General features: G+C 38.6%; 15 protein-coding genes, 1 pseudogene and 1 riboswitch. Of the genes and pseudogenes, 8 read left to right on the top strand and 8 right to left on the bottom strand.

Annotation, left to right across the window (positions count from 1 at the left end; genetic code table 11):
• Window positions 1-55 precede the first annotated feature (55 nt).
• Window positions 56-346, bottom strand: a pseudogene (locus tag MT390_RS09635) (IS1634-like element ISVa17 family transposase); the annotation flags it as partial.
• 63 nt (window positions 347-409) lie between these two features.
• Here MT390_RS09635 and MT390_RS09630 point away from each other — a divergent pair.
• Window positions 410-1,566 (top strand): IS3 family transposase gene (locus MT390_RS09630; RefSeq protein ID WP_499440845.1). Its coding sequence is split into 2 segments (ribosomal slippage): window positions 410-656 and window positions 656-1,566, totalling 1,158 coding nucleotides; the frame shifts between segments, so codons are not numbered across the junction.
• Here the strand turns inward: MT390_RS09630 and MT390_RS09625 are convergent.
• Window positions 1,537-1,845, bottom strand: coding sequence for a hypothetical protein (locus MT390_RS09625; protein ID WP_499440844.1), 309 nt, complete (start codon window positions 1,843-1,845; stop codon window positions 1,537-1,539). The two genes, MT390_RS09630 and MT390_RS09625, sit on opposite strands and share 30 nt — an antisense overlap.
• Window positions 1,846-2,147: 302 nt before the next feature.
• Between MT390_RS09625 and MT390_RS09620 the strand changes: the two genes are divergently transcribed.
• From MT390_RS09620 to MT390_RS09610, 3 genes are all read left to right on the top strand, one after another.
• On the top strand, window positions 2,148-3,755 hold the full coding sequence (locus MT390_RS09620; protein WP_499440843.1) for an IS1634 family transposase: 1,608 nt from the start codon (window positions 2,148-2,150) through the stop codon (window positions 3,753-3,755).
• 18 nt (window positions 3,756-3,773) lie between these two features.
• Complete coding sequence (locus tag MT390_RS09615) at window positions 3,774-4,523, top strand: IS4 family transposase (protein WP_499440943.1); 750 nt, start codon at window positions 3,774-3,776, stop codon at window positions 4,521-4,523.
• Between the two features lie 429 nt (window positions 4,524-4,952).
• Window positions 4,953-6,164 carry a hypothetical protein gene (locus MT390_RS09610; RefSeq protein WP_499440842.1) on the top strand — a complete coding sequence of 404 codons (1,212 nt, stop codon included), beginning with the start codon at window positions 4,953-4,955 and terminating at the stop codon, window positions 6,162-6,164.
• Window positions 6,165-6,765: 601 nt separating this feature from the next.
• Here the strand turns inward: MT390_RS09610 and alr are convergent.
• The 6 genes from alr to MT390_RS09580 all read right to left on the bottom strand — a co-directional run bounded on the left by alr (window position 6,766) and on the right by MT390_RS09580 (window position 14,200).
• Window positions 6,766-7,848: an alanine racemase gene (gene alr / locus MT390_RS09605; RefSeq protein ID WP_499440841.1), complete on the bottom strand. Its 1,083-nt coding sequence runs from the start codon at window positions 7,846-7,848 to the stop codon at window positions 6,766-6,768.
• A gap of 8 nt (window positions 7,849-7,856) precedes the next feature.
• Window positions 7,857-9,116: a D-amino acid dehydrogenase gene (locus tag MT390_RS09600; protein ID WP_166373353.1), complete on the bottom strand. Its 1,260-nt coding sequence runs from the start codon at window positions 9,114-9,116 to the stop codon at window positions 7,857-7,859.
• A gap of 270 nt (window positions 9,117-9,386) precedes the next feature.
• On the bottom strand, window positions 9,387-10,256 hold the full coding sequence (locus tag MT390_RS09595; RefSeq protein ID WP_499440840.1) for an ABC transporter ATP-binding protein: 870 nt from the start codon (window positions 10,254-10,256) through the stop codon (window positions 9,387-9,389).
• Window positions 10,256-11,293 (bottom strand): FecCD family ABC transporter permease, encoded by a 1,038-nt coding sequence (locus MT390_RS09590; protein WP_499440839.1) that lies wholly within the window; start codon window positions 11,291-11,293, stop codon window positions 10,256-10,258. Before MT390_RS09590 ends, MT390_RS09595 begins: the two co-directional genes overlap by 1 nt.
• On the bottom strand, window positions 11,283-12,290 hold the full coding sequence (locus MT390_RS09585; RefSeq protein ID WP_499440838.1) for an ABC transporter substrate-binding protein: 1,008 nt from the start codon (window positions 12,288-12,290) through the stop codon (window positions 11,283-11,285). Before MT390_RS09585 ends, MT390_RS09590 begins: the two co-directional genes overlap by 11 nt.
• 107 nt (window positions 12,291-12,397) lie before the next feature.
• On the bottom strand, window positions 12,398-14,200 hold the full coding sequence (locus MT390_RS09580) for a TonB-dependent receptor plug domain-containing protein (protein ID WP_499440837.1): 1,803 nt from the start codon (window positions 14,198-14,200) through the stop codon (window positions 12,398-12,400).
• A gap of 277 nt (window positions 14,201-14,477) precedes the next feature.
• A riboswitch (cobalamin riboswitch) is annotated at window positions 14,478-14,676 on the bottom strand.
• Window positions 14,677-15,104: 428 nt separating this feature from the next.
• On the opposite strand from MT390_RS09580, the gene MT390_RS09575 reads away from it, so the two are divergent.
• The 4 genes from MT390_RS09575 to htpG all read left to right on the top strand — a co-directional run bounded on the left by MT390_RS09575 (window position 15,105) and on the right by htpG (window position 21,178).
• A complete protein-coding gene (locus MT390_RS09575) occupies window positions 15,105-16,271 on the top strand; it encodes a nucleotide sugar dehydrogenase (protein WP_499440835.1) in 1,167 nt (388 codons plus the stop codon).
• Window positions 16,272-16,350: 79 nt separating this feature from the next.
• Window positions 16,351-17,703 (top strand): phosphoglucosamine mutase, encoded by a 1,353-nt coding sequence (glmM, locus tag MT390_RS09570; protein ID WP_499440942.1) that lies wholly within the window; start codon window positions 16,351-16,353, stop codon window positions 17,701-17,703.
• A gap of 157 nt (window positions 17,704-17,860) precedes the next feature.
• A complete protein-coding gene (wecA, locus tag MT390_RS09565; RefSeq protein ID WP_499440834.1) occupies window positions 17,861-18,982 on the top strand; it encodes a UDP-N-acetylglucosamine--undecaprenyl-phosphate N-acetylglucosaminephosphotransferase in 1,122 nt (373 codons plus the stop codon).
• Window positions 18,983-19,273: 291 nt separating this feature from the next.
• Window positions 19,274-21,178 carry a molecular chaperone HtpG gene (gene htpG, locus MT390_RS09560; protein WP_166372318.1) on the top strand — a complete coding sequence of 635 codons (1,905 nt, stop codon included), beginning with the start codon at window positions 19,274-19,276 and terminating at the stop codon, window positions 21,176-21,178.
• Window positions 21,179-21,278: the final 100 nt, after the last annotated feature.

The raw sequence follows: 21,278 nt of genomic DNA, 5'->3' as shown, positions 1-21,278 counted from the left end.
TGAATAAGTAGCTTCGTCATATTTTTATCTGAGTATCTGATGTTCCGCACCTGTTTTAAGAATACATTTGCCTGTAATTTTCGCCCAAGCAGTCAATGATCACTTGTCGTCGCTCCTTCCAATTAACCACCATCGGAGCCTGATCTTCAAGATAAATGACGGTCACTCCTTGGAAGCATTGGAACACCCAGCGAGCAGTGGGATGTTGATAAGGTTTTTTCTTTTGATCTGGGAAATAAAGGTCCTTTTCTTTTAAATTTTTACGTATCTGGTACTCCAATGAGGCGTAAACCATCAAACATGAAGTCATTACCATCAATAATGCTTCTATCCGCTCTGGCTTTTTATTCTGGTCTAATTGAACTGGACACTTTAATTTTGGATAATACTATCCACTAAAGAGGTGAACATGAATACGAGAAGACAATACAAAACTTATACCAGTGAATTTAAAACTGAAGCATTGGCATTAGTCAGTGAACAAGGCTATAGCGTTCAAGAAGCTGCTTCTGCTTTAAACATCACGACTAGCTTGCTTTACAGTTGGAAACAAAAAGCAGAGCAACATGCTAACTCAACTGTAGATTCAGATGAACGTGCTGAATTACTTGCCTTACGCAAAGAAGTTAAACGACTGCGTATGGAGAAAGAAATATTAAAAAAGGCCAGTGCCTTCTTCGCAAAAGAAATGAAGTAAAGTATCGGTATATTCGAGCGAGTCGCTCTAAATATCCCATAAAATTGCTTTGTAATGCATTACAAGTGAGTCGTAGTGCATTTTATGATTGGCTTGAACGCCCCGCTAAAGTCATCCGTGAAGAAGAGCTGAACATGTATCGAGCAGCACGACAGTTATTCAAGCGAAGTCGCGGTAGCCTGGGCTCTCGCCAGTTATGCAAGAAATCAAGAGAAGCGGGCTTTAAGGTGGGTCGTTATCGTACACGTAGTATCATGCGCAAGCTAAAGCTTGTCGTCGTACAGCGCCAAGCATATAAGGTAACAACAAAGCGTAAACATACAGATAGTGTTGCTGATAACCTATTGGGTCAGCAGTTTAACCCTAAACAAGAGAATCTAGTGTGGGCTGGCGACGTCACCTATTTGAGGACCAATCAAGGTTGGATGTATTTAGCCATTGTCATGGATTTATACTCTCGTCGGGTTATTGGCTGGTCTATATCTGGCCGCATGACGGTTGATTTAGTTGAACGCGCATTGCAAATGTCGATTAATATCAGGCAACCTAAAGCGGGTTTGATGTTCCACAGCGATCGTGGTTCTCAATATACTAGTGGGCGATTTAATCGATTATTGAGTAAGCATAAAATAATAGCCTCAATGAGTAGCGTGGGAGCTTGTTTAGATAATGCAGTTGTTGAGCGGTTCTTCGGCAGTCTTAAGAATGAATGGTTATTAAATATTGTTCACTTAACGCGTGAAACGATGAAGTTAGATGTTGAAGAATATATCCGCTATTACAACCATGAACGGCTTCATACAACACTCGGAAGTCTAACGCCGATTAACTATGAAAAATTACAAAGTCAGGTGTCCAGTTGTGCTTGACCAGAATATTTTGAGGAAGATTGAATTGGTTAAAAAATCAGGACTTTTTAAAAAGCGAAACCCTTTTTCAACTGACTGTTGCTCTTTGTAAGTACTGAGTATTTTATCCATCGTCATACTGGTATCAAGATCATTCGTGGCAATAATAAAAAAGCCTAACGACTTCATTGCATTTTCTCTTCTTTCAATAGGCGTCAATAAATGACCTGTAATTTGGTACTCAATACGATCAGGTGTTTGGTCTTTTTTGGGTTGACCTTTCTTCCCGTATATCGGCACCGCTTTTATCTCACTAATGACATCACTATAAACTTGTTTTGTTCGCCATAATTCAACAGCTTGTTGTGCATCGACATCACAGGCAAACCGTTGCTGGCACAGTTTTTTAAATGTTTTTCGTTCGGCATCGGCTTTTTTAACTGTCTTTCCGCACCTGTTCTTAGTGATTAAATTTTCAACAAAAAATAGTCGATTAAGTAATAAAAACGACCATTTTGTGTCGCCCCCTATAATTTTGAATAAATATGTTGACGTGGATCCTCATATTTGATCTATTACTTATCTTTGGGTGATGGTAAGTCATGACATATTCTATAAAAAACCTCGACCATTTAGGCTTAGTTGCTGGCATGTGTAAAGAAATTGGTGTTGCAAAGCTTATCGATCAAGCACATCCCAAACAGAGCAAAGACAAGAAAATATCTTATGGTCAACTTGTCGAAGCAATGATTCTAAACGGCCTTGGTTTTACTGGTCGTACATTGCATATGTATCCAGAATATTTTGCTGACAAACCTGTAGAGCGCCTTCTTGGAGAGGGAATAAAGGCTGAGCATATCAATGATGATGCTTTAGGCCGTTGCCTCGATCAACTCTATGAGACGGGTGTTTCTGGGCTTTATCAAACCTTATCTGCACGTGTTATTGACCATTTAAAACTGCCTTGTGAAGGATTGAATTTGGATTCTACCAGTATCCATGTCGATGGCCGTTATGATAACAATGACGATGATCCGAAGACGATTAAACTAGTACGTGGCTACAGTCGAGATCACCGCCCGGAATTAAACCAGGTAGTCATTAATCTAGTCACCGAAAATAAAGCAGGGATCCCTGTTTACATGCAAGCTGCGAGCGGTAATATCAATGATAATGAAGGCTTCAAAAACATTGTAAAAAACCACTTAAGCAGTCTCAATGCTGCTCAACAATGTAGCCATTTCATTGGCGATGCTGCCTTATATACAGCAGAGACTATTCAATCACTTAATGAGCAAGGCCGATTGTTTATATCCCGCGCACCGCAAAAACTAACGTTAGTTAAATCGGCAATCGCAGAGCAAGAGAATCACGCATTCGTCGCATTAGAGAACGGCTATAGCGGTGTATGCCTCGACTCGGATTATGGTGGTGTAAAGCAGCGCTGGCTATTATTACGTAGTGAGCAAGCAATGAAACGAGAGCAATACACGTTAGATAAGCGCATGCTTAAAGATTCAACCACTTCACTAAAGTCATTTAAAAAATTAACACGTGAGCGCTATTCATGTGCATTAGATGCGCGTAAGTCATTAAATAAATGGATTAAAAAGCAAGGTTATACAGAAATAAGCGATATCGAGGTGATTGAGCACGTAGCTTACAAGCAAAGTGGTCGCCCGAAGCAAGGACAGCAAGCAGATAGGCATGAGTATCAAATAACAGGTCAGGTTTATTGTTCACTAACAGAACGGCAAGCGCGTTTACAAGAAAAAGGCATGTTCATGTTAGCGACAAATGATTTTAGCGAAACATTGGCAATGGAAAAAATACTTGGACTTTACAAGTCACAGCAAAGTGTCGAAAAAGGTTTTCGTTTTTTAAAAAGTCCTGATTTTTTAACATCTTCGTTATATTTAAAAAAGCCAGAGCGCATTGAAGCGTTATTAATGATTATGACGTGTTGCCTCATGGTATATGCGGCATTAGAGCATAAAATAAGGGAAGAGCTTAAAACGCAATCGGCCTATTTCCCAGACTTAAAATACAAGCCAACTCAAACCCCGACAGCACGTTGGGTATTTTTTTGCTTTCAAGGACTGCATGTATTAACCCTCTCACAGGATAAAGAGTTGGTGATAAATTTAAAAGAGAGGAATAGCATCATTATTGATTGTCTGGGGCCAATATATCAAAAAATTTATTCTTGAAAATGCGAGAGTTTATTCCTGAAACGGATACGGAATGTCGGCTATGAAGAAAGTGAGCTTAATACATCCGCAGCCCATCAAGCATTATTAGACAATATTAAATATTGTCTACCAGAAGGTTGCCGGCCAATTATTTTAGCTGATGCTATTTTTAAAACGCCTTGGTTTAAACCGATTGAAAATATGGGATGGTATTGGGTATGCAGGGTCAGAGGAAACGTTCAATTATCAAAGGATGGTAAAAATTGGCAACAAAGTAGAGAGTGGTTTGTATCAGCGAACAGCAAAGCTGTCACTTTAGGCGATATTTATTTTAGTAAAACAACTCAGCACCCCTGTATTGGAACGCTCTATAAAGGAAGAAAAAAAGGACGAACAAAGAAAAAATTACGAGGAGGAAAATCTCAATGCAGTACCGACAAATACCAGGAAAAGAAAGCCAAAGAGCCTTGGTTGTTGATTAGTTGCCTTCCCAAAAGATGGGATAAAAACCCAAAGAAGGTCATGAAATTATACGCGACTAGAATGCAAATCGAAGAAGTATTCAGAGATACTAAGAATGCTAAACTAGGCATGAGTCTTGAGTTTGCTAACTCTCGCAGCCCTGAGCGATTTGATATACTACTTCTTATTGGGGCACTCATTTTATATATTTTATGGTGTATTGGATTTGCAGCAGAGCAATTGAACTTACATCATTCTTTGCAAGCGAATACTGAGAAAAAAACGTGTTTTATCAAACATTTATCTCGGTCGAGAGGTTGTTAACGATGGACGTTATATTGTAGATGATGCGTTTATTATTTGGGTTCTACATGAGCTACCCAACCTAGTAATACGGTTAGGTCGCTTGTGATTTTTTGTGGGGATCCCTCAGGTTTTAATCACTAAGTCAGGTAGTGTACGTGGAGGCAAACGTAAGACTAGCCGAGCCAAAAGCTCAACTAGCCGTAGCCAACGAAGCGTAAAAAAAGAAAAGTTAGTTGCTTAGGCATCTTTCTTGGAAGCTCAGTCATTCATGGATGAGTAGTTCACTGAAAGAATTAGGTATGTTTACACACTCACTTCATCGATGTTATAAAAGGGGCCTTTTTTCTACATTGAGCGTCAGTTTAACGACAAGTTAGATGTAAAAAAAAATGCTTAATGTTAGCATATTAGAGCATGGAAACCGGCAATCTAACCGAGAACAGTTTAATGACACAACTATCTTCACTTAAAAAAATTGCACAAACACCGTTGAATAAAAAATCTGATAATAAATTGCAAAGCTTGTGGCAATTAATTGAAAAGCATCAAAAACGTAATGCTTCTTTTACTAAAAAACTGGCCACTAATTATCAGCAATTTGAAGAGGTCGTGTTGCCTTATGAACAGATGCAAATAAGATGGCTGAGCTCAAAAGTGGAACACCTTGCCACCTTTCTTCCTCGCAAATCCTTATCAGAGAACGAGCGCGTAGAGTTGATTGATTGGATCTCAGAAGAGTTGGGTTATTTACAGGATCATCCTTTTAACTCTCCAGAGGAGTTCGAAGCGTTAAATAAACGTGTAAAAGCACAGCTAATGATGAGCCAAGAGCAACAACTTGACAAAATGTCATCAGCTGAAGTCGAACTTATGAAAGCCTCATTAAACGCTGAATTTGAGATTGATTTCGACTTGAGTGATGAACAATTAAAAGCATTGATATTAGATCCACAGAAAATATATGAGTATCTGGATGCGCATGAGGCGTCTGAAGAAGCTGAAGAGATTGATGAATTTGAAGAGGATGATGAAACGCCCTTTGACGACCATTTTTTCGACGATTTCTATCAACGCTTCCATCAATCTGATGAGGAAGACAAGGCTGAGGAACAACTTAAACATAGTGAGTTAGATAAGCTGTTTAAAGGGAGTCAGCTCAATAAGATGTATAAACGGTTAGCGTCTAAATTACATCCTGATAAAGAGCAAGACTCCAAACTAAAACAACAAAAGCACTTACAAATGCAAGTCCTTGCTGAAGCGCGTCGAGATAAAGATGTCTTTGCCATATTGCAATTATACCTCACTCACTTTGATGACGATCCGACGTTTGATAAAGCAACACTAGCCAATCTGTTACCTTTATTAGAGGAAAAAGTAAGGAACCTAAATGCAGAATATCGCGCGTTACAACATAATGATCAAATTGAAACCTTAGTTTGGCGTAAGTTTAAAGCGCGTAGTAAAAAAATGGTCCAAGAAGGGATGGAAGCTCATTGTCATGAATTAGACTGTGAGTGCGCAGCAATAGATGGGTTTATTCGTGACTGCACCACGGTTAAAAGTATTAAAGCTGAGTTGCGATCGCGGATCAATGATAAAAATGCTTTTTATGATCCCTTTTCTGATTTTGAAGAGATATTTAAGATGTTTGTTTAAGTCTTCCGGTGACGGTATTTGCACCGCTATACTTTATTAAAAATATCTTGTTTGACGTGTTTTTGGCGATTAATTATCATTTCTTATACTTTGTGTAGGAATACATAGTGCTTGGTTTTAGTGTTTTTTTAGTGTTTTTGTTTAGTATTTTAGCTCGTCTGCGCTCTTCGTGGCTGCTTGATCATTATTAGCAGTGGTTTCGCCCTGCTGGCTACACGTCTTTCTCTTATCAGAAGAGAAAGGCGGCAAAGAGACTGACACCGGAGCGTTTTCTGATCCAACTAATAAACTCCTTTTATAATGCAACAGTTCATACAGCACGTCCATGTGCTGAATGAACTTAAGCCAAACGTCCTGTTTGGCTTTGCTAAAAGGAGTTGATGACTTGGTAAAACTTTACGGTGGAGTTGTTGTAGCCGTTTTGATTAATGTTTTATTGTGGATATTTGGGGCTTATTTTTTGGAAAGGGTTGACGAGTTAGCGGTTGTTTTGTTTTTAATAACACCTATTTGATTACTTACGATGGTGATCGAATAGGTGTATTAAGCAATAGTAACTCTTAAAAAATAAGTAACTATTGCTGTTAAAGCAGCACCACTATTAATCGATATATGTTTTACTGACTCGACGGGTTAAACCGCAGAATAAAGTATAAGAGATGGTATCGGCGCATTTTGCAACTTGGTTTGCGGTAATGTTCTCCCCCCAAAGTTCGACATCAAATCCAATGCAACTTTCTTGTTCAAACATTGATAAATCGACCATCAACATATCCATAGAGACTCGGCCTAATATTTGGCTTTGTTTACCATTAATTAATACCGGTGTGCCGGTTTTAGCATGCCTCGGGTAACCATCAGCATAACCAATTGACACGGTACCTATTTTAGTCGTTTTATCCGCTGTCCATAGGCCGTTATAACCGACGCTTTGGTCTTTATTGATGGTGCGCTCTGAGATCACTTTTGCTTGAAAAGTCATTGCTGGTGCTAATGGCTTTTCTAACTCACTTTCATCAATAGGTGATGCACCATAAATAACAATACCAGGGCGTACCCATTGGCTTCTGTTGGGGATAGCTTTTCTCAACACAGCAGGTGAATTAGCGATACTGATTTCACCTGGTAACTCACCAATTGTCTCTATAAACAATTTTGTTTGTTGCTCAGTTAGCGATGACGTTAAGTCATCTGCCGATGAGAAGTGACTCATATGAACAATGTTATTCACTTGGCTCATGGCTGCTAATTGTTGATAAGCATCTGCATAATCTTCAGGTAAAAATCCTAAACGATGCATTCCTGAGTCCATTTTTAGCCAAGCGTTAATCGGTTGGCTAAGTGTTGCTTGTTTTAAGGCATCAAGTTGATACTGATGATGTATTGCGCACCAGATATTATTTTCGCTGATGTAGTTAAGTTCATCGGCGGTGAAGAAGCCTTCAAGTAATAAAATAGGTTTTTTAACCCCTGCATCACGTAGCTCTTTGGCTTCTTCAATACAGGCGACACCAAATGCATCGGCGACATCGGCTAATGCATTCGCAACTTCAATGGCGCCGTGTCCGTATGCATTAGCTTTGATTGTGGCAATCGCTTTAGCTGGAGCGGCAAGCGATTTTGCATATAAATAATTTTGTTTGATCGCACTTAATTTAATAACTGCTGTTGCTGATCTAGCCATGATTTCCCCTAACGTCCGTAACGATCTACTGATAAACCTTCGCTATCAATATCCGGTGTTTGACTATTGATAACATCACTTACAAACTTCGCTGAACCAACTGACATTGTCCAGCCTAAGGTGCCGTGGCCTGTGTTCAAGAATAAGTTATCAATCTTTGTTTTGCCTAATATAGGTGTGCCATCTGGTGTCATCGGTCTTAAGCCGGTCCAGAATTCGCCTTTTTGTAAATCACCTGCATGAGGGAACAAATCAGCGATAGAGAACTCGATGTTTTTACGACGTTTTTCTAATAATGCTAAGTTATAAGAAGTGATTTCAGCGGTGCCACCCACACGAATACGTTCACCCAAACGTGTGATAGCCACTTTATAGGTTTCATCCATGATAGTTGATTCAGGTGCTGCAGAATAATCTTCTATTGGCAGGCTCAGTGAATACCCTTTAATAGGATAAACAGGCACTCTTATTCCTACATTTGCGAGCATATGAGTTGAGTAAGAGCCTAGCGCCATTAAATAAGCATCAGCAGTCATTTCACCTTTACTGGTTGAAACACTGGTGATTTGATTGCCTTGTTTATTAATTTTTTCAATCTTAGTATCCATGACAAACTTAACACCTAATTGTTCACACTTTTTCGCTAGTTCAGTTACAAACTTGTGGCAATCACCTGTTTCATCATTGGGTAATTGAATACCGCCAACAATTTTATGGATAGTATGTTTAAGTGCGGGCTCGTAGGCTAAGCAATCATCGGGTGTTAATATTTTATGCTCAACGCCACATTCAGCAAGTACTTCGATATCTTTTTTAGAGCTTTTTACTTGGCTGGCGGTACGGAATACCTGTAATGTACCTTTTGTGCGATGGTCATATTCAATATTAATTTCTTTTCTCAATGCACGTAAACAGTCACGGCTGTATTCGGCTACTCTCATCATTCTAGATTTATTGATGTGGTAATCTTTAGTATTGCAATTGGCGACCATTTTAGTCATCCAACCTAATGTCTCGGTATCGAGATCTTTAATACTTATTTTTAGCGGAGCAAGCTCTTGCATCAACCATTTCATCGCTTTAACTGGAATGCCTGGTGCCGCCCAAGGTGCTGAATATCCTGGAGATATTTGACCTGCATTGGCAAAACTTGTTTCATTTGCAACACTTGACTGCCTGTCAACCACTGTTACATCATGGCCTGACTTAGCCAAATACCAAGCGCTCGTTACACCTATTACACCAGAACCTAATATTAAAACTTTCATCTTTTATCCTAAAATGATCATGTATGAGAAAATGCATCATAAATGATATTCGCAATTATTAATGATTGTATTTAGTTTACTTTCAGCATAAAAAACTAAAAAAAACAAAAATTCAGAATTTTACACTGAATAGGCTCTTTTAATTTGTGGTTACTATTTTTGCTGTGATCAAGTGCACATATATTACCTATAAAAATCAATTGTTTGAACAACCCGTTTTAGCAATTTAAAAGTACTCGCTTTAATACTTTTACGTAGTGGGCAAAATGGTTAACGTCGAGCAATAGGCGCTATATTGTGTAATTGAATTGATTGCTGTTGCGAAATGATATCGGCTCTGATGTTAAAGCAATCCTTTAAGTTTTTTTGACTCAACACGTGTGCCGGAGAACCATCAGCGACGATACAGATATCACCTCGTTGATTTTTACCCAATAATATTAACCTTGAGCAATAACGTGCGGCTAAGTTTAGATCATGGATTGCTGTGATTGCTAATTTACCTTGTTGAGTTAGTGATTGGATCAAATCAAGAGTTTCAAACTGATGGCAAATATCTAAACTTGCGATAGGTTCATCCAACAAGATACATTCACATTGTTGCGCCAAAGCACGTGCAATAATAACGCGTTGCTTTTCACCGCCAGATAGCTGGTTCACTTTACGATCTTGTAAGTGAGCTGTATCTGTAATACTTAGTACCTCTTTGATAATGGCCTGGTCATTGTTTGTTGCAAGCTGGAAAGGCCCTAAATAAGGGTTTCTGCCCATCATCACAATTTCTTCAACAGTAAATGCAAAGGGCAGGTCAATGGATTGTGGCACAAATGCAATTTGCTTGGCTATTTCTCGTCGCTTTAGTTTTTTGAGTGTTTGTCCGTTAACTTCAACACTGCCTTTATTTGCAGGCAATAAACCAAGTAATAGTTTAAGAAGCGTGCTTTTTCCTGTTCCATTCGCGCCAATTAAGGCAATAAACTCACCCGAATAACAGGTTAAATTGATGTTTGAAAGTTGTGTGTTGCTATCATAGGAGAAGCACAGCTCTTGGGTTGATAAGAGTACTGCTTTTGCTCCTTGAGGTAATACGGGCGTCTGTTTGGTTGTTTGCGCTAATACGAGGGATTTTTGTTGAGTCATTAGTTTATCTCCACACGTTGTTTAATGAGCAGAAATAAGAAAAACGGCGCGCCAAGACCCGCAGTTATCACCCCTAATGGGATGGCAGATCCTTTAAAAAACAATGATAAAAATAAATCGGCACTGATCAAGGTGATTGCACCACCGAATAAACAGGCGGGTAATAAATAACGATGCGACGGCCCTAGTATCAGGCGTAATATATGTGGCACCACTAAGCCAATGAAGCCGATCCCTCCCACCACAGAAACAGAAGCACCTACCATTGCTGTACTAATGATCAATAAATTACGACGAGTACGCTTTACATCGACACCAACGGATAAAGCATGATGTTCACCAAGCAAGAGTAGATCCAGAGATTTATTGTAAAACAGTAATAAGATGAAGCCACTACAGATGATTGGCAGGATGATAAAAACATGATCCCAGGTTCTACCGTCCAAGCCGCCCATAGTCCAATAAATAATCATTCTTGCGACATCCCAATTGCTCAGTGATAACCCTAATAACAAAGAGATGGCGGCGACATTTAATGCGCTGATAGCAACCCCCGCAAGCAGCAAGGTGGCGATATTCGCTTGCCCTTGATTAGATGCGATACGGTAGACAATGCTCAATGATATACCGGCACCAATGAATGCAAATAACGGTATTGCCCATGCTGAAAATAAAGAAAATCCGAAGTAGATGGCAACCACCGCACCTAATGATGCACCTGAAGATACGCCTAATACGGAAGGGGAGGCGAGTGGATTACGAAACATTCCCTGCATTATTAATCCGCATAGGGCTAAGCTGGCGCCGGCAAACATTGCAATGATCACACGTGGTAAACGAACATCAATAATGATGCTTTGTTGCCATTTCATAATGTGTTCGGGCAAATTATTAGCGATCTGTGCTTTTAGTATGTCGAGCACAGTGTTGATATTCAGATCAACAGGACCTTGCAATATAGCCAGTAGCGCCAAAACTAAAAATAAAACTGCTAACAATCCGATAAAGAGTTGTTTACTGAGGGGACTATTGAGCATGATTGTTCTCATCATATTGGCTAATATTGGGGTGGAGAATAGAAGCAATGGCTTCGACGCCTTTGATCCTATGTTGTGAAACACTACGTAGCCAGGTACCGGGTACAGCATAAACTTTATTATTTAAGACAGCGGGCACATTTGCCCAAGCTTTTTTGTTGATTAGGATATCTACGGGACTCGCTTGTCCTTGGGATTGATTAAATACCCATTCATTCATAATGATCACATCGGGTTGCAGTGAGATGGCTAACTCTTCACTTATTTTCTGTTCACCATCGGGTATTTTCCCCTGTGCGACGTTTATTCCACCTGAAATATTGATAGCCTCATTCATTAAAGCGTTTCCACCTACGCTATAGCCATTTAAATCATAATATAGCACGCGTGGCTTTGACTGCGAGTTCACTTGTTGCTTGATGAAGTTCAGTCGAGCGCGTAAGTTTTTGATGACCAAATTTGCTTGTGCTTGGCTATCGGTGACGGTTGCTACCAACTCAATATTATTAATGATGTCGTTAAAGCTATTAAATTCACTGAGTCGCACGACTGCAATCCCTGTTCTTAATAGATAACGCACTGTTTCTGGATTGCTATAGGAGGCGACAAACACTAAGTCAGGTTGTCTTGATAAAATGGATTCTATTTCAGTTTCAGCGCGCACAATACTCGGATCATAAAAGTCCACAATATTAGATAAGCTAGGGTAATCTACGTAACGGCTTACCCCTACTAAATGTTGTTGGGGGACTATATCTGAGAGAATATGATCGGTTGCGAGGGTGGTTGATATTAAACGTTGTGGCGGTGTCGCTAGTGTATATTGAATGCCACTTGGATCATGTAATGTTAGCGGAAAATGTTCACCCTTCACTTGGGTGGTAAAGTTAGTTTGTGCAGGGTTTAATAATGCAAATAATTGCCCCTGCTTTGTATTAGTAAACACTGCCAGTGCAATGATAAGGAGGATAAAAATAACGAGTTTTCTGTTGTTCATTTTTACCTCCTTAATTTAGGCTGTTATTGTTAATGACTGATCACTCATTCGCTGAGTAATGAGTAATGAGTAATGAGTTATTAATTGTTAATTAATTGGTAGTCGGCTCACAGTTGTGCACCTATTGTAAATTGCACGGTTCTGCCTTCGGCATTATACCCATTATGGAGTTGCTTACCATTGTCAGTCATATTGTTTACATTAACACCAAGATTAATATACTGATTTAATTGATAGGTCATCGCTAAGCTAAGCAGATGTACTTCTTTTAACTCATCTGAGGATGTAGTGCGTTTACCTACGTAGGTGTAGATCAATTTAGGTTTAAGCTTGTTGGTAACATAATATTCAAAGCTAGAAGAGCCAGACCATTTTGGTATATTATCTAATTGCTTATCAGTGTCTTGGTCAATACTTTCAGAGTAAGCCGCTGCAATATCAAAGGAATAGCTAGCCGCATTATACTGAGCATAAAGCTCGACACCTTTTAGTTTTACTTCACCGATATTAAAAGGAGACCAACCCCATTGAATTTTATTCTCTAATGAACCGGTATAAAAATTAAGTTTTAATGGAATGTAAGCATGCTGAGTATCGAGATTATGTGTTAATGAAAGCTCTAAGATTTCACCTTCTTCTGACTCTAAATCTGGGTTGCCAAAGCTTGGCCAATATAGGTCATTATAAGAAGGTGCGGTGAAAGAAGTTTTGTAGTTGATGCTGGCCGTTTTAAATAAAGAAAATCCTGCCGAATAGGTTGTTGCATCACCAAAATCAGAATAGTGATCATGACGAACACCGCCTGAAATATTCAAATAATCTGTTAGGTAGTGGTTGAATGCTAAGTATACTGCACCTTGATCACGGTCATTACCATTCTCATTTGATTTGTAGGTGGACTGTATGAATTCACCGCCAAGATTAACCGTTAACTCTTGCCATTCGCCTTTTAAATGAAGTTGTAATAAGTTTTCTCGCGTTGAGTAATGATCAACATCGCTTGTATTCGGGTGGCCGGCCTTTAAATCTACTTCCGCTGTTGATAGCGTAAATTCAGATGATAGATTCTGTGTATATTGTTGAATATATTTACCGGTAATTTGTAAGGTATCTTGTGATGTTTTAGCTTTACCGACAGTGGGATATGACTCATAGATCTCTAGGTCAGAGGTTGCATTATTGATAGCGATTGAGAAGCGGTTTGTCTCAGTAACATAAGCAGCATAACTATTCATGGAATAAGTGTCATAACCAAAGTCATCATCTGAGTCTTCAATAAAATCGTACCCATCTGACTGATCCTTATCGAATGAGGTCATGAACTGAAAATTATTCCAACTATTAGCATAAGCACCCCCTACTCGCTGGGTATTGTTGGATCCGGCACTGATATTAAGTTGTGCATCTGCCATTTCACCTGTTTTAGTGATGATATTGATCACGCCAGTTAAGGAGCTTGAACCGTACAAAGAAGCTTGTGCGCCGCGAATAACTTCAATCAAGGCAATAGATTCCATGGGAATAGTTGGAATGTTTTGGCTACCAAGCGTTGAGGTTGGAAACGGCACTCCATTTAATAAATACAAAGTATATTTATCAGAAAGACCACGGTGATAATTGCTGGCATTATGTTTGGCTGTTCCTGAATTGGTATGAACAAATCCTGGGGTATTTTCCGCAATTAATTGATCTAAGGTTTTATTAATATCACTGTCGCTAGGCACGATACTGACGATATTCTCACCACTGTAGTTTTGTGTGGTTGCATTAGGTGCACTAAACCCTTTGGTAATTAAAATATTTTTACGTGGGGTAGTTTGTGATGATGTTATCTCGTCATCAGCCAATGAGTTTGCACTGCATAGACTTAATGTCATAACAGCTATCGAGGTATAGCGAAGTGTGAACATGTTTCTTCCTTGGATTTAGTAATGGAGAAAGCGGGTTACACAGTGATAGCAGAAGAGAAATAGGACAAAGGCATTAAAAAATGTATTGATAGCACGTCAATACTATTATTAACAACAGCATTGCCTAACAATAACATGGCTTTACAATACCGATTTAGATCATCATTCAACATAACAGTCACTGAGCAGCAAAAAACTTTCTTTGGCTCGTCACCATTACGCCCATTTATTAATATTAAATGCGATTTTACGTTCCATGACGGCCGACCCGCAGTATGGACAGTGACGTTATTACGCTGGTATCTGGCTGGGTGATAATAGCTATTCAAATCAATAGCGAGTCATACCTTCACAGTTGCGGGGGCAGCGCATGATTTATTCAACCAATCAGAAATTGAGTGTTGAACATGCTTCCCATTTAAGTTTATTGGATTATCAGTTTCATAATAACAAACACGTAATAAGGGGCGCGATTATAGGGGAATGACATAACCTGTCAATTTTAGTCGGAAGCTTTATTAGTAAGATTTGATTTAACAATTGCTGTAAACCCTACAATCGCTAAATAATGAAAATAATATGAAGGGGCTTATTTCTATAACCTGTTGTAATTTAGACCGCTGAAGGGGAATTATCGCTGAAATGAATGATCTCATAGTTAGATTGGGAAAATATGTCAATAAATTAGTATTTTGCTATAAAAAATTTTACAATAAACCTTAAATTGACATTTTTGTTGAGATAATCAGCGCAATGTTTTTATCGTCTTATTACTATTTCGCAATTTCACTCTCATTCATCGCTAATAATTAAAGGCGAGCTAGTTTATGCCCAAATAGGCATTTATATCTGTTTTAAGGCATTCATTTTTATGAATGTCTTTTTTTGTAGGAATTATTAAAATATGAAAATTGCCATCGCGGGTACGGGTTATGTCGGTCTTTCAAATGCAATGCTTTTAGCACAACACAACGAAGTGATTGCAGTTGATATTGTTGCAGAAAAGATAGCCCTCTTAAACAACAAGCAGTCGCCTATTGCTGATGTTGAGATAGAAGATTTTTTACAAAATAAATCACTTAACTTTACCGCGACACTTGATAAGCAAGCCGCTTATGAACACGCTGAGTTCGTTATCATTGCTACGCCAACCGATTACGATGTTGCAACTAACTATTTTAATACCTCTTCTGTAGAAGCGGTGATTAAAGATGTGATGAGCATTAATCCTAACGCTATCATGATTATTAAGTCGACGGTTCCAGTTGGTTACACGCAAGGCATTAAACAAACAATGGGGTGTGATAATATATTATTCTCTCCTGAGTTTTTACGCGAAGGGCGCGCTTTATACGATAATTTACATCCATCTCGTATCATAGTCGGTGAACAAAGTGAGCGTGCAAAGGTATTTGCAAACTTATTAGTACAAGGTGCGATAAAAGAAAATATCGATGTATTATTTACTGACTCAACCGAAGCGGAAGCGGTAAAACTATTTTCTAATACTTACCTTGCTTTGCGTGTTGCCTACTTTAATGAATTGGATACTTATGCGGAATCGCATGGGTTAAACTCTCGCCAGATTATTGAGGGAGTAAGTTTAGATCCGCGTATTGGTAATCACTACAATAATCCTTCTTTTGGTTATGGTGGATATTGTTTACCAAAAGATACCAAACAACTACGTGCTAACTTTGCAGACGTGCCGAATAACTTGATCGGCGCAATCGTTGATGCCAATACCACCCGTAAAGATTTTGTTGCGGATTCGATTATCGCTAAAAACCCTAAAGTAGTCGGTATTTATAGACTGATCATGAAATCTGGATCTGATAACTTCCGTGCATCTTCAATTCAAGGGATCATGAAACGCATTAAAGCGAAAGGGATTGAGGTGGTCATTTATGAACCAGTTTTTGAGGAAGATGCTTTTTTCAATTCCACGGTCTATAAAGATTTAGCCGAATTTAAAAATATCGCCGATGTAATTGTCTCTAATCGCATGAGTGATGAGTTAGATGATGTGGCCGACAAAGTTTATACGCGAGATTTATTTGGGTCTGATTAAAGGTTATTGACTTTTTACATCTAATTTATTTAAACCTAACTTATTTAAACCAACTTATTAATAAACCGAATAATGGATTATAACAATGGCTAGAAAATATTTTGGCACTGATGGTGTCCGTGGCAAGGTAGGAGAGTATCCAATTACTCCTGATTTTGCGTTAAAACTTGGATGGGCCGCGGGAAGAGTATTATCTCGCCTTGGTACAAAAAAAGTCATTATTGGTAAAGATACGCGTATTTCAGGCTATATGCTTGAGTCTGCTTTAGAAGCTGGTTTGTCTGCCGCGGGTATTAGTGCGGTATTAACAGGCCCGTTGCCAACACCAGCTGTCGCTTACTTAACTAAAACATTCCGCGCAGAAGCGGGCGTAGTGATCAGTGCATCACATAATCCCTACTACGATAATGGAATCAAATTCTTTTCAGCATCTGGTGAGAAATTATCCGATGAGATTGAATTAGCGATTGAAGCGGAGTTGGATAAGCCAATGGGCTGTGTTAGTTCTGAATTGCTAGGAAAAGCATCGAGAATGGAAGGCGCAGCGGACCGTTATATTGAGTTCTGTAAAGGCACATTTCCTTATGCACTATCATTAACTGGCCTTAAATTAGTTGTTGATTGCGCAAATGGCGCTGCTTACCACATAGCTCCCTCTGTTTTTGGTGAATTAGGTGCTGAAGTCATTGCTATCGGTAACAAACCTGATGGTTTTAATATCAATGATAAGTGTGGTGCTACATCACTTGGGCTATTACAAAAAACGGTACTGGAAAACAAGGCTGATCTAGGTATTGCACTTGATGGCGACAGTGACCGAATCATGATGGTTGATAGCCGAGGTAATATTGCAGATGGCGATCAGTTGCTTTATATCTTAGCAAAACAAGCTCTCATTAATGGGCAACTTAAAGGTGGCGTAGTAGGCACCTTGATGTCAAATATGGGGCTTGAAGTGGCGCTTTCTAAATTAGGCATTCCATTTGTACGTGCCGGCGTTGGTGACCGTTACGTGATGGAACAGTTGCTAAAACGTGAATGGTGGTTAGGTGGTGAAAACTCGGGACACGTGATTTGCCGACATTTAGTGACCACTGGTGATGCTATTGTTGCCGCATTACAAGTATTAGCCGTGATCAAGCAAAGTGAAAAAACACTTGAACAATTACTTGATGATATGCCGATGATGCCGCAAATCTTAATTAATGTGCGCTTTGCGGGGGATAATCAACCTTTAGAAAGTGAGCTAGTGAAAACGGCTGTTATCGAAGCTGAAAAAGCTTTATTAGTGGGCAGTAGCACACCTAAAGGACGTATTTTATTGCGTAAATCAGGTACTGAACCCTTAATTCGTGTGATGGTTGAAGCAGAGTCGCAAACGTTGGCAGAAACATGGGCTAACTATATTGCAGATGCCGTTAAAGCGGTATAAAAAGTGTTATTGATTATTTAATAAATTTTACTCTATTCAACAATGAATTTATTTTGAAGTAATTTAGTTTTAATTAGTTACTTGTCTATAATGAATTTTAGAGATTTAAGTTGTCAGTATTAGGCTCACATTATTTTTCCTTTTTAAGTTGGTTTTTATGATAAATATCTCAATTGATTTAGCATTTATATTTGTTTTTTCAATGACAACGCTATTTGCTTTGCGGAAGTTTGCCAAGTATATAAGTTTAGTTGATAAACCGAATGAAAGAAAGTTCCATAAAGGCACTATTCCTCTGGTTGGAGGTTTATCTATTTGCCTCTCCATATTATACTTTTTATACAACAACCCAGAAATGCTTCCTTATTCGCACATCTATGCACTTTGTATGAGTATTTTAGTTACTGTTGGGGTCGCAGACGATCGATGGGATATCAGTTTTAGATTACGTTTAATAGTACAGGCTGGTTTAGCCTTATTGATGATTCACTTTGCTGGGGAGTTGCTTACAAACCTTGGCAATATGTTTGGATTTGGAGAGATATTATTACCAAGTGCAATCGCGCAGATAATTACCATATTCGCTGTGATTGGTGCTATTAATGCTTTTAATATGGTTGATGGAATTGATGGTTTATTAGGTGGTCTTGCATCGGTAACCTTTGCTGCGTTAGGAGTTATTTTCTATCTGCACGGAGAGGCTAATTTAGCTTATTTATGTGCCGTATTTATTGTTGCAATGTTGCCATATATTTTATTTAATCTTGGTGCGTTTGGGCGTACTCGTAAAGTGTTTATGGGTGATGCGGGCAGTATGTTAATTGGGTTTACTGTTATTTGGTTATTATTATTAGCCTCACAGTCGGCTGCTGGTGATGATTCAGAGCAAACTGCAATGCGCGCAGTAACTGCGTTATGGATTATAGGGTTACCGTTAAATGATATGGCTGCTATTATGATTCGCCGTATACGACGTGGTGATAGCCCGTTTAAACCTGATAGAGAACATTTACATCACATCTGTCAGCGCTTAGGTTTAAATCCAACACAAACTTTACTATCTATCTGTTTTATTGCTAGCTTATTTGCTCTTATTGGCATTTATGGCGAACTAGCAGAAATACCTGCACCAGTCATGTTCTACGGGTTTATTTTAACCTTTATTATTTATACGTTATTACTTTCAAATATTTGGAAGATAACGACTAAAATCCGTAGTCATTCTAAATTTAAACGTATTAAAAAAATTCGTTTCAAAAAGTTAAATAATCTTTTATAACTTATGTTTCTATTTACTTGATTATTATATTACGCGGCTTATTAGCAGCGTTTTTTTTGCCTTAAAAAGGGAGACGCTATTCCCGATCTAGGTTTGCTGCATGAGGGGATACTTTTTAGTTTTGAGTAGGGTGATGAAATACATTGATTAACCTAGGAACTCAAAATTCGTTTGGGTAGTGCATAACTTTTAAAAAAAATTACTTTAGCTCTTGAAATCAGTCTAAGTGTCTCCATCTCTTAAATATCTAAGTAAGACCAATAACCACTTGTTTAAGAGAGAAATAGAAATATGGAACATCAACAAAATCATGCGTTCAGTGCTGATACTGGTAAACTTCTTAAATTAATGATCCACTCTTTATATTCAAATAAAGAAATTTTCCTACGTGAGCTTGTTTCAAATGCAGCTGATGCTGCGGACAAACTACGTTTCAAAGCATTATCCGATGGTAGCTTGTTTGAAAACGATGCTGATCTACGTGTTCGTTTAAGCTTTGATGAAGAAGCAAAAACCATCACTATTAGCGATAATGGTATTGGTATGACGCGTGATGAAGTCATTGAGCATTTAGGCACCATTGCTAAATCTGGTACTAGTGACTTTTTCGAGCAATTATCTGGTGACCAAGCTAAAGACTCACAACTAATCGGTCAATTTGGTGTTGGTTTTTATTCTGCATTTATTGTTGCAGATAAAGTAACCGTTAATACACGTAAAGCGGGTGATGATGCTTCTCAAGGCACATGTTGGGAGTCTGCTGGTGAAGCTGATTACACGGTAGCTGATATTGAAAAAGCAGATCGTGGTACTGAAATCATTCTACATCTACGTGATGATGAAACTGAATTCTTAAATGACTATAAATTACGTACAGTCGTTTCTAAATATTCAGATCATATCAGTATTCCTGTGCAAATGTTTAAAGATGCAGTACCTGAATCTGAAGGTCCTGATGGCGAGAAAGTGCCTGCTGTTGAAGCCGCTTGGGAATCAATTAATAAAGCAACGGCTTTATGGAATTGTTCAAAAAGTGATTTAAAAGACGAAGAATACAAAGAGTTCTACAAGCACATCGCTAATGACTTCGAAGATCCACTAACGTGGTCTCATAATAAAGTTGAAGGTGAGCAAGAATACACTAGCTTATTGTACATTCCTAAACGTGCTCCTTATGATTTATGGAACCGTGAAAAAGCGCATGGCTTAAAATTATACGTGCAACGTGTTTTCATTATGGATGATGCTGAGCAGTTCATGCCAACTTACTTACGTTTTGTTAAAGGTGTGTTGGATTCAAATGATTTACCATTAAACGTATCTCGTGAAATTCTACAAGATACACGCGTTACGACTAAGCTACGTAGTGCTTGTACTAAACGTGCACTGTCTATGCTAACTAAGTTTGCTAAGAAAAATGAAACTGAGTACAACGCATTTTGGGCTGAGTTTGGCCAAGTATTAAAAGAAGGCCCTGCTGAAGACCCAAGTAATAAAGAGCAAATTGCTAAGTTATTCCGTTTTGCGTCAACTGAAGCTGATGTAGCTGAGCAAACCGTTTCTTTAGATGCGTATATTGAGCGCATGAACGAAGAACAAGATAAAATTTACTACATTACTGCTGATAGTTTTAATGCTGCTAAAAATAGTCCTCACCTAGAGATCTTACGTAAGAAAGGTATCGAAGTACTATTACTATCAGACCGTGTTGATGAGTGGTTATTAAGCCATTTACCAGAGTACGATGGTAAAACATTTGTTAGTGTAACTCAGGGCGATTTAGATCTAGGTAAACTTGATTCTGAAGAAGAGAAACAAGAGCAAGAAAAACAAAACACTGAATTTGCTAGCTTCATTGAACGTACTAAAAAAGTACTTGGTGATAAAGTGAAAGATGTGCGCTTAACACAGCGTTTAACTTCTACACCATCTTGTATTGTTGCTGATAACGATGATATGAGTACGCAAATGGCTAAGTTGATGGCGCAAATGGGTCAACCCGTTCCAGAAAGCAAGCCAATTTTTGAGCTTAACCCTGAACATGTCATGATCACTAAATTAGCGGATATGACTGATGAGGTATTATTTGCAGAGTGGGCTGAGTTGTTATTACAACAAGCAGTACTTTCTGAAAAGGGGAGTCTAGATGACCCTTCAGAATTTGTAGCTCGAATTAATAAACTTTTATTAGGATAATCTTCTCATAAATGTGTCGAAGGCCTGCTTATGCAGGCCTTTTTTGTTGATATTCTTGAGAAAATTGTCACAAACGTGTAAATTTCGGTCTGGAATTTAT

Origin of the sequence: Vibrio sp. 2-Bac 85, from assembly GCF_037546705.1 — a bacterium.
GTDB lineage: Bacteria > Pseudomonadota > Gammaproteobacteria > Enterobacterales > Psychromonadaceae > Psychromonas.
The sequence above is the reverse complement of the archived record's forward strand: the minus strand, read 5'-3'. Positions and strand labels throughout refer to the sequence as shown.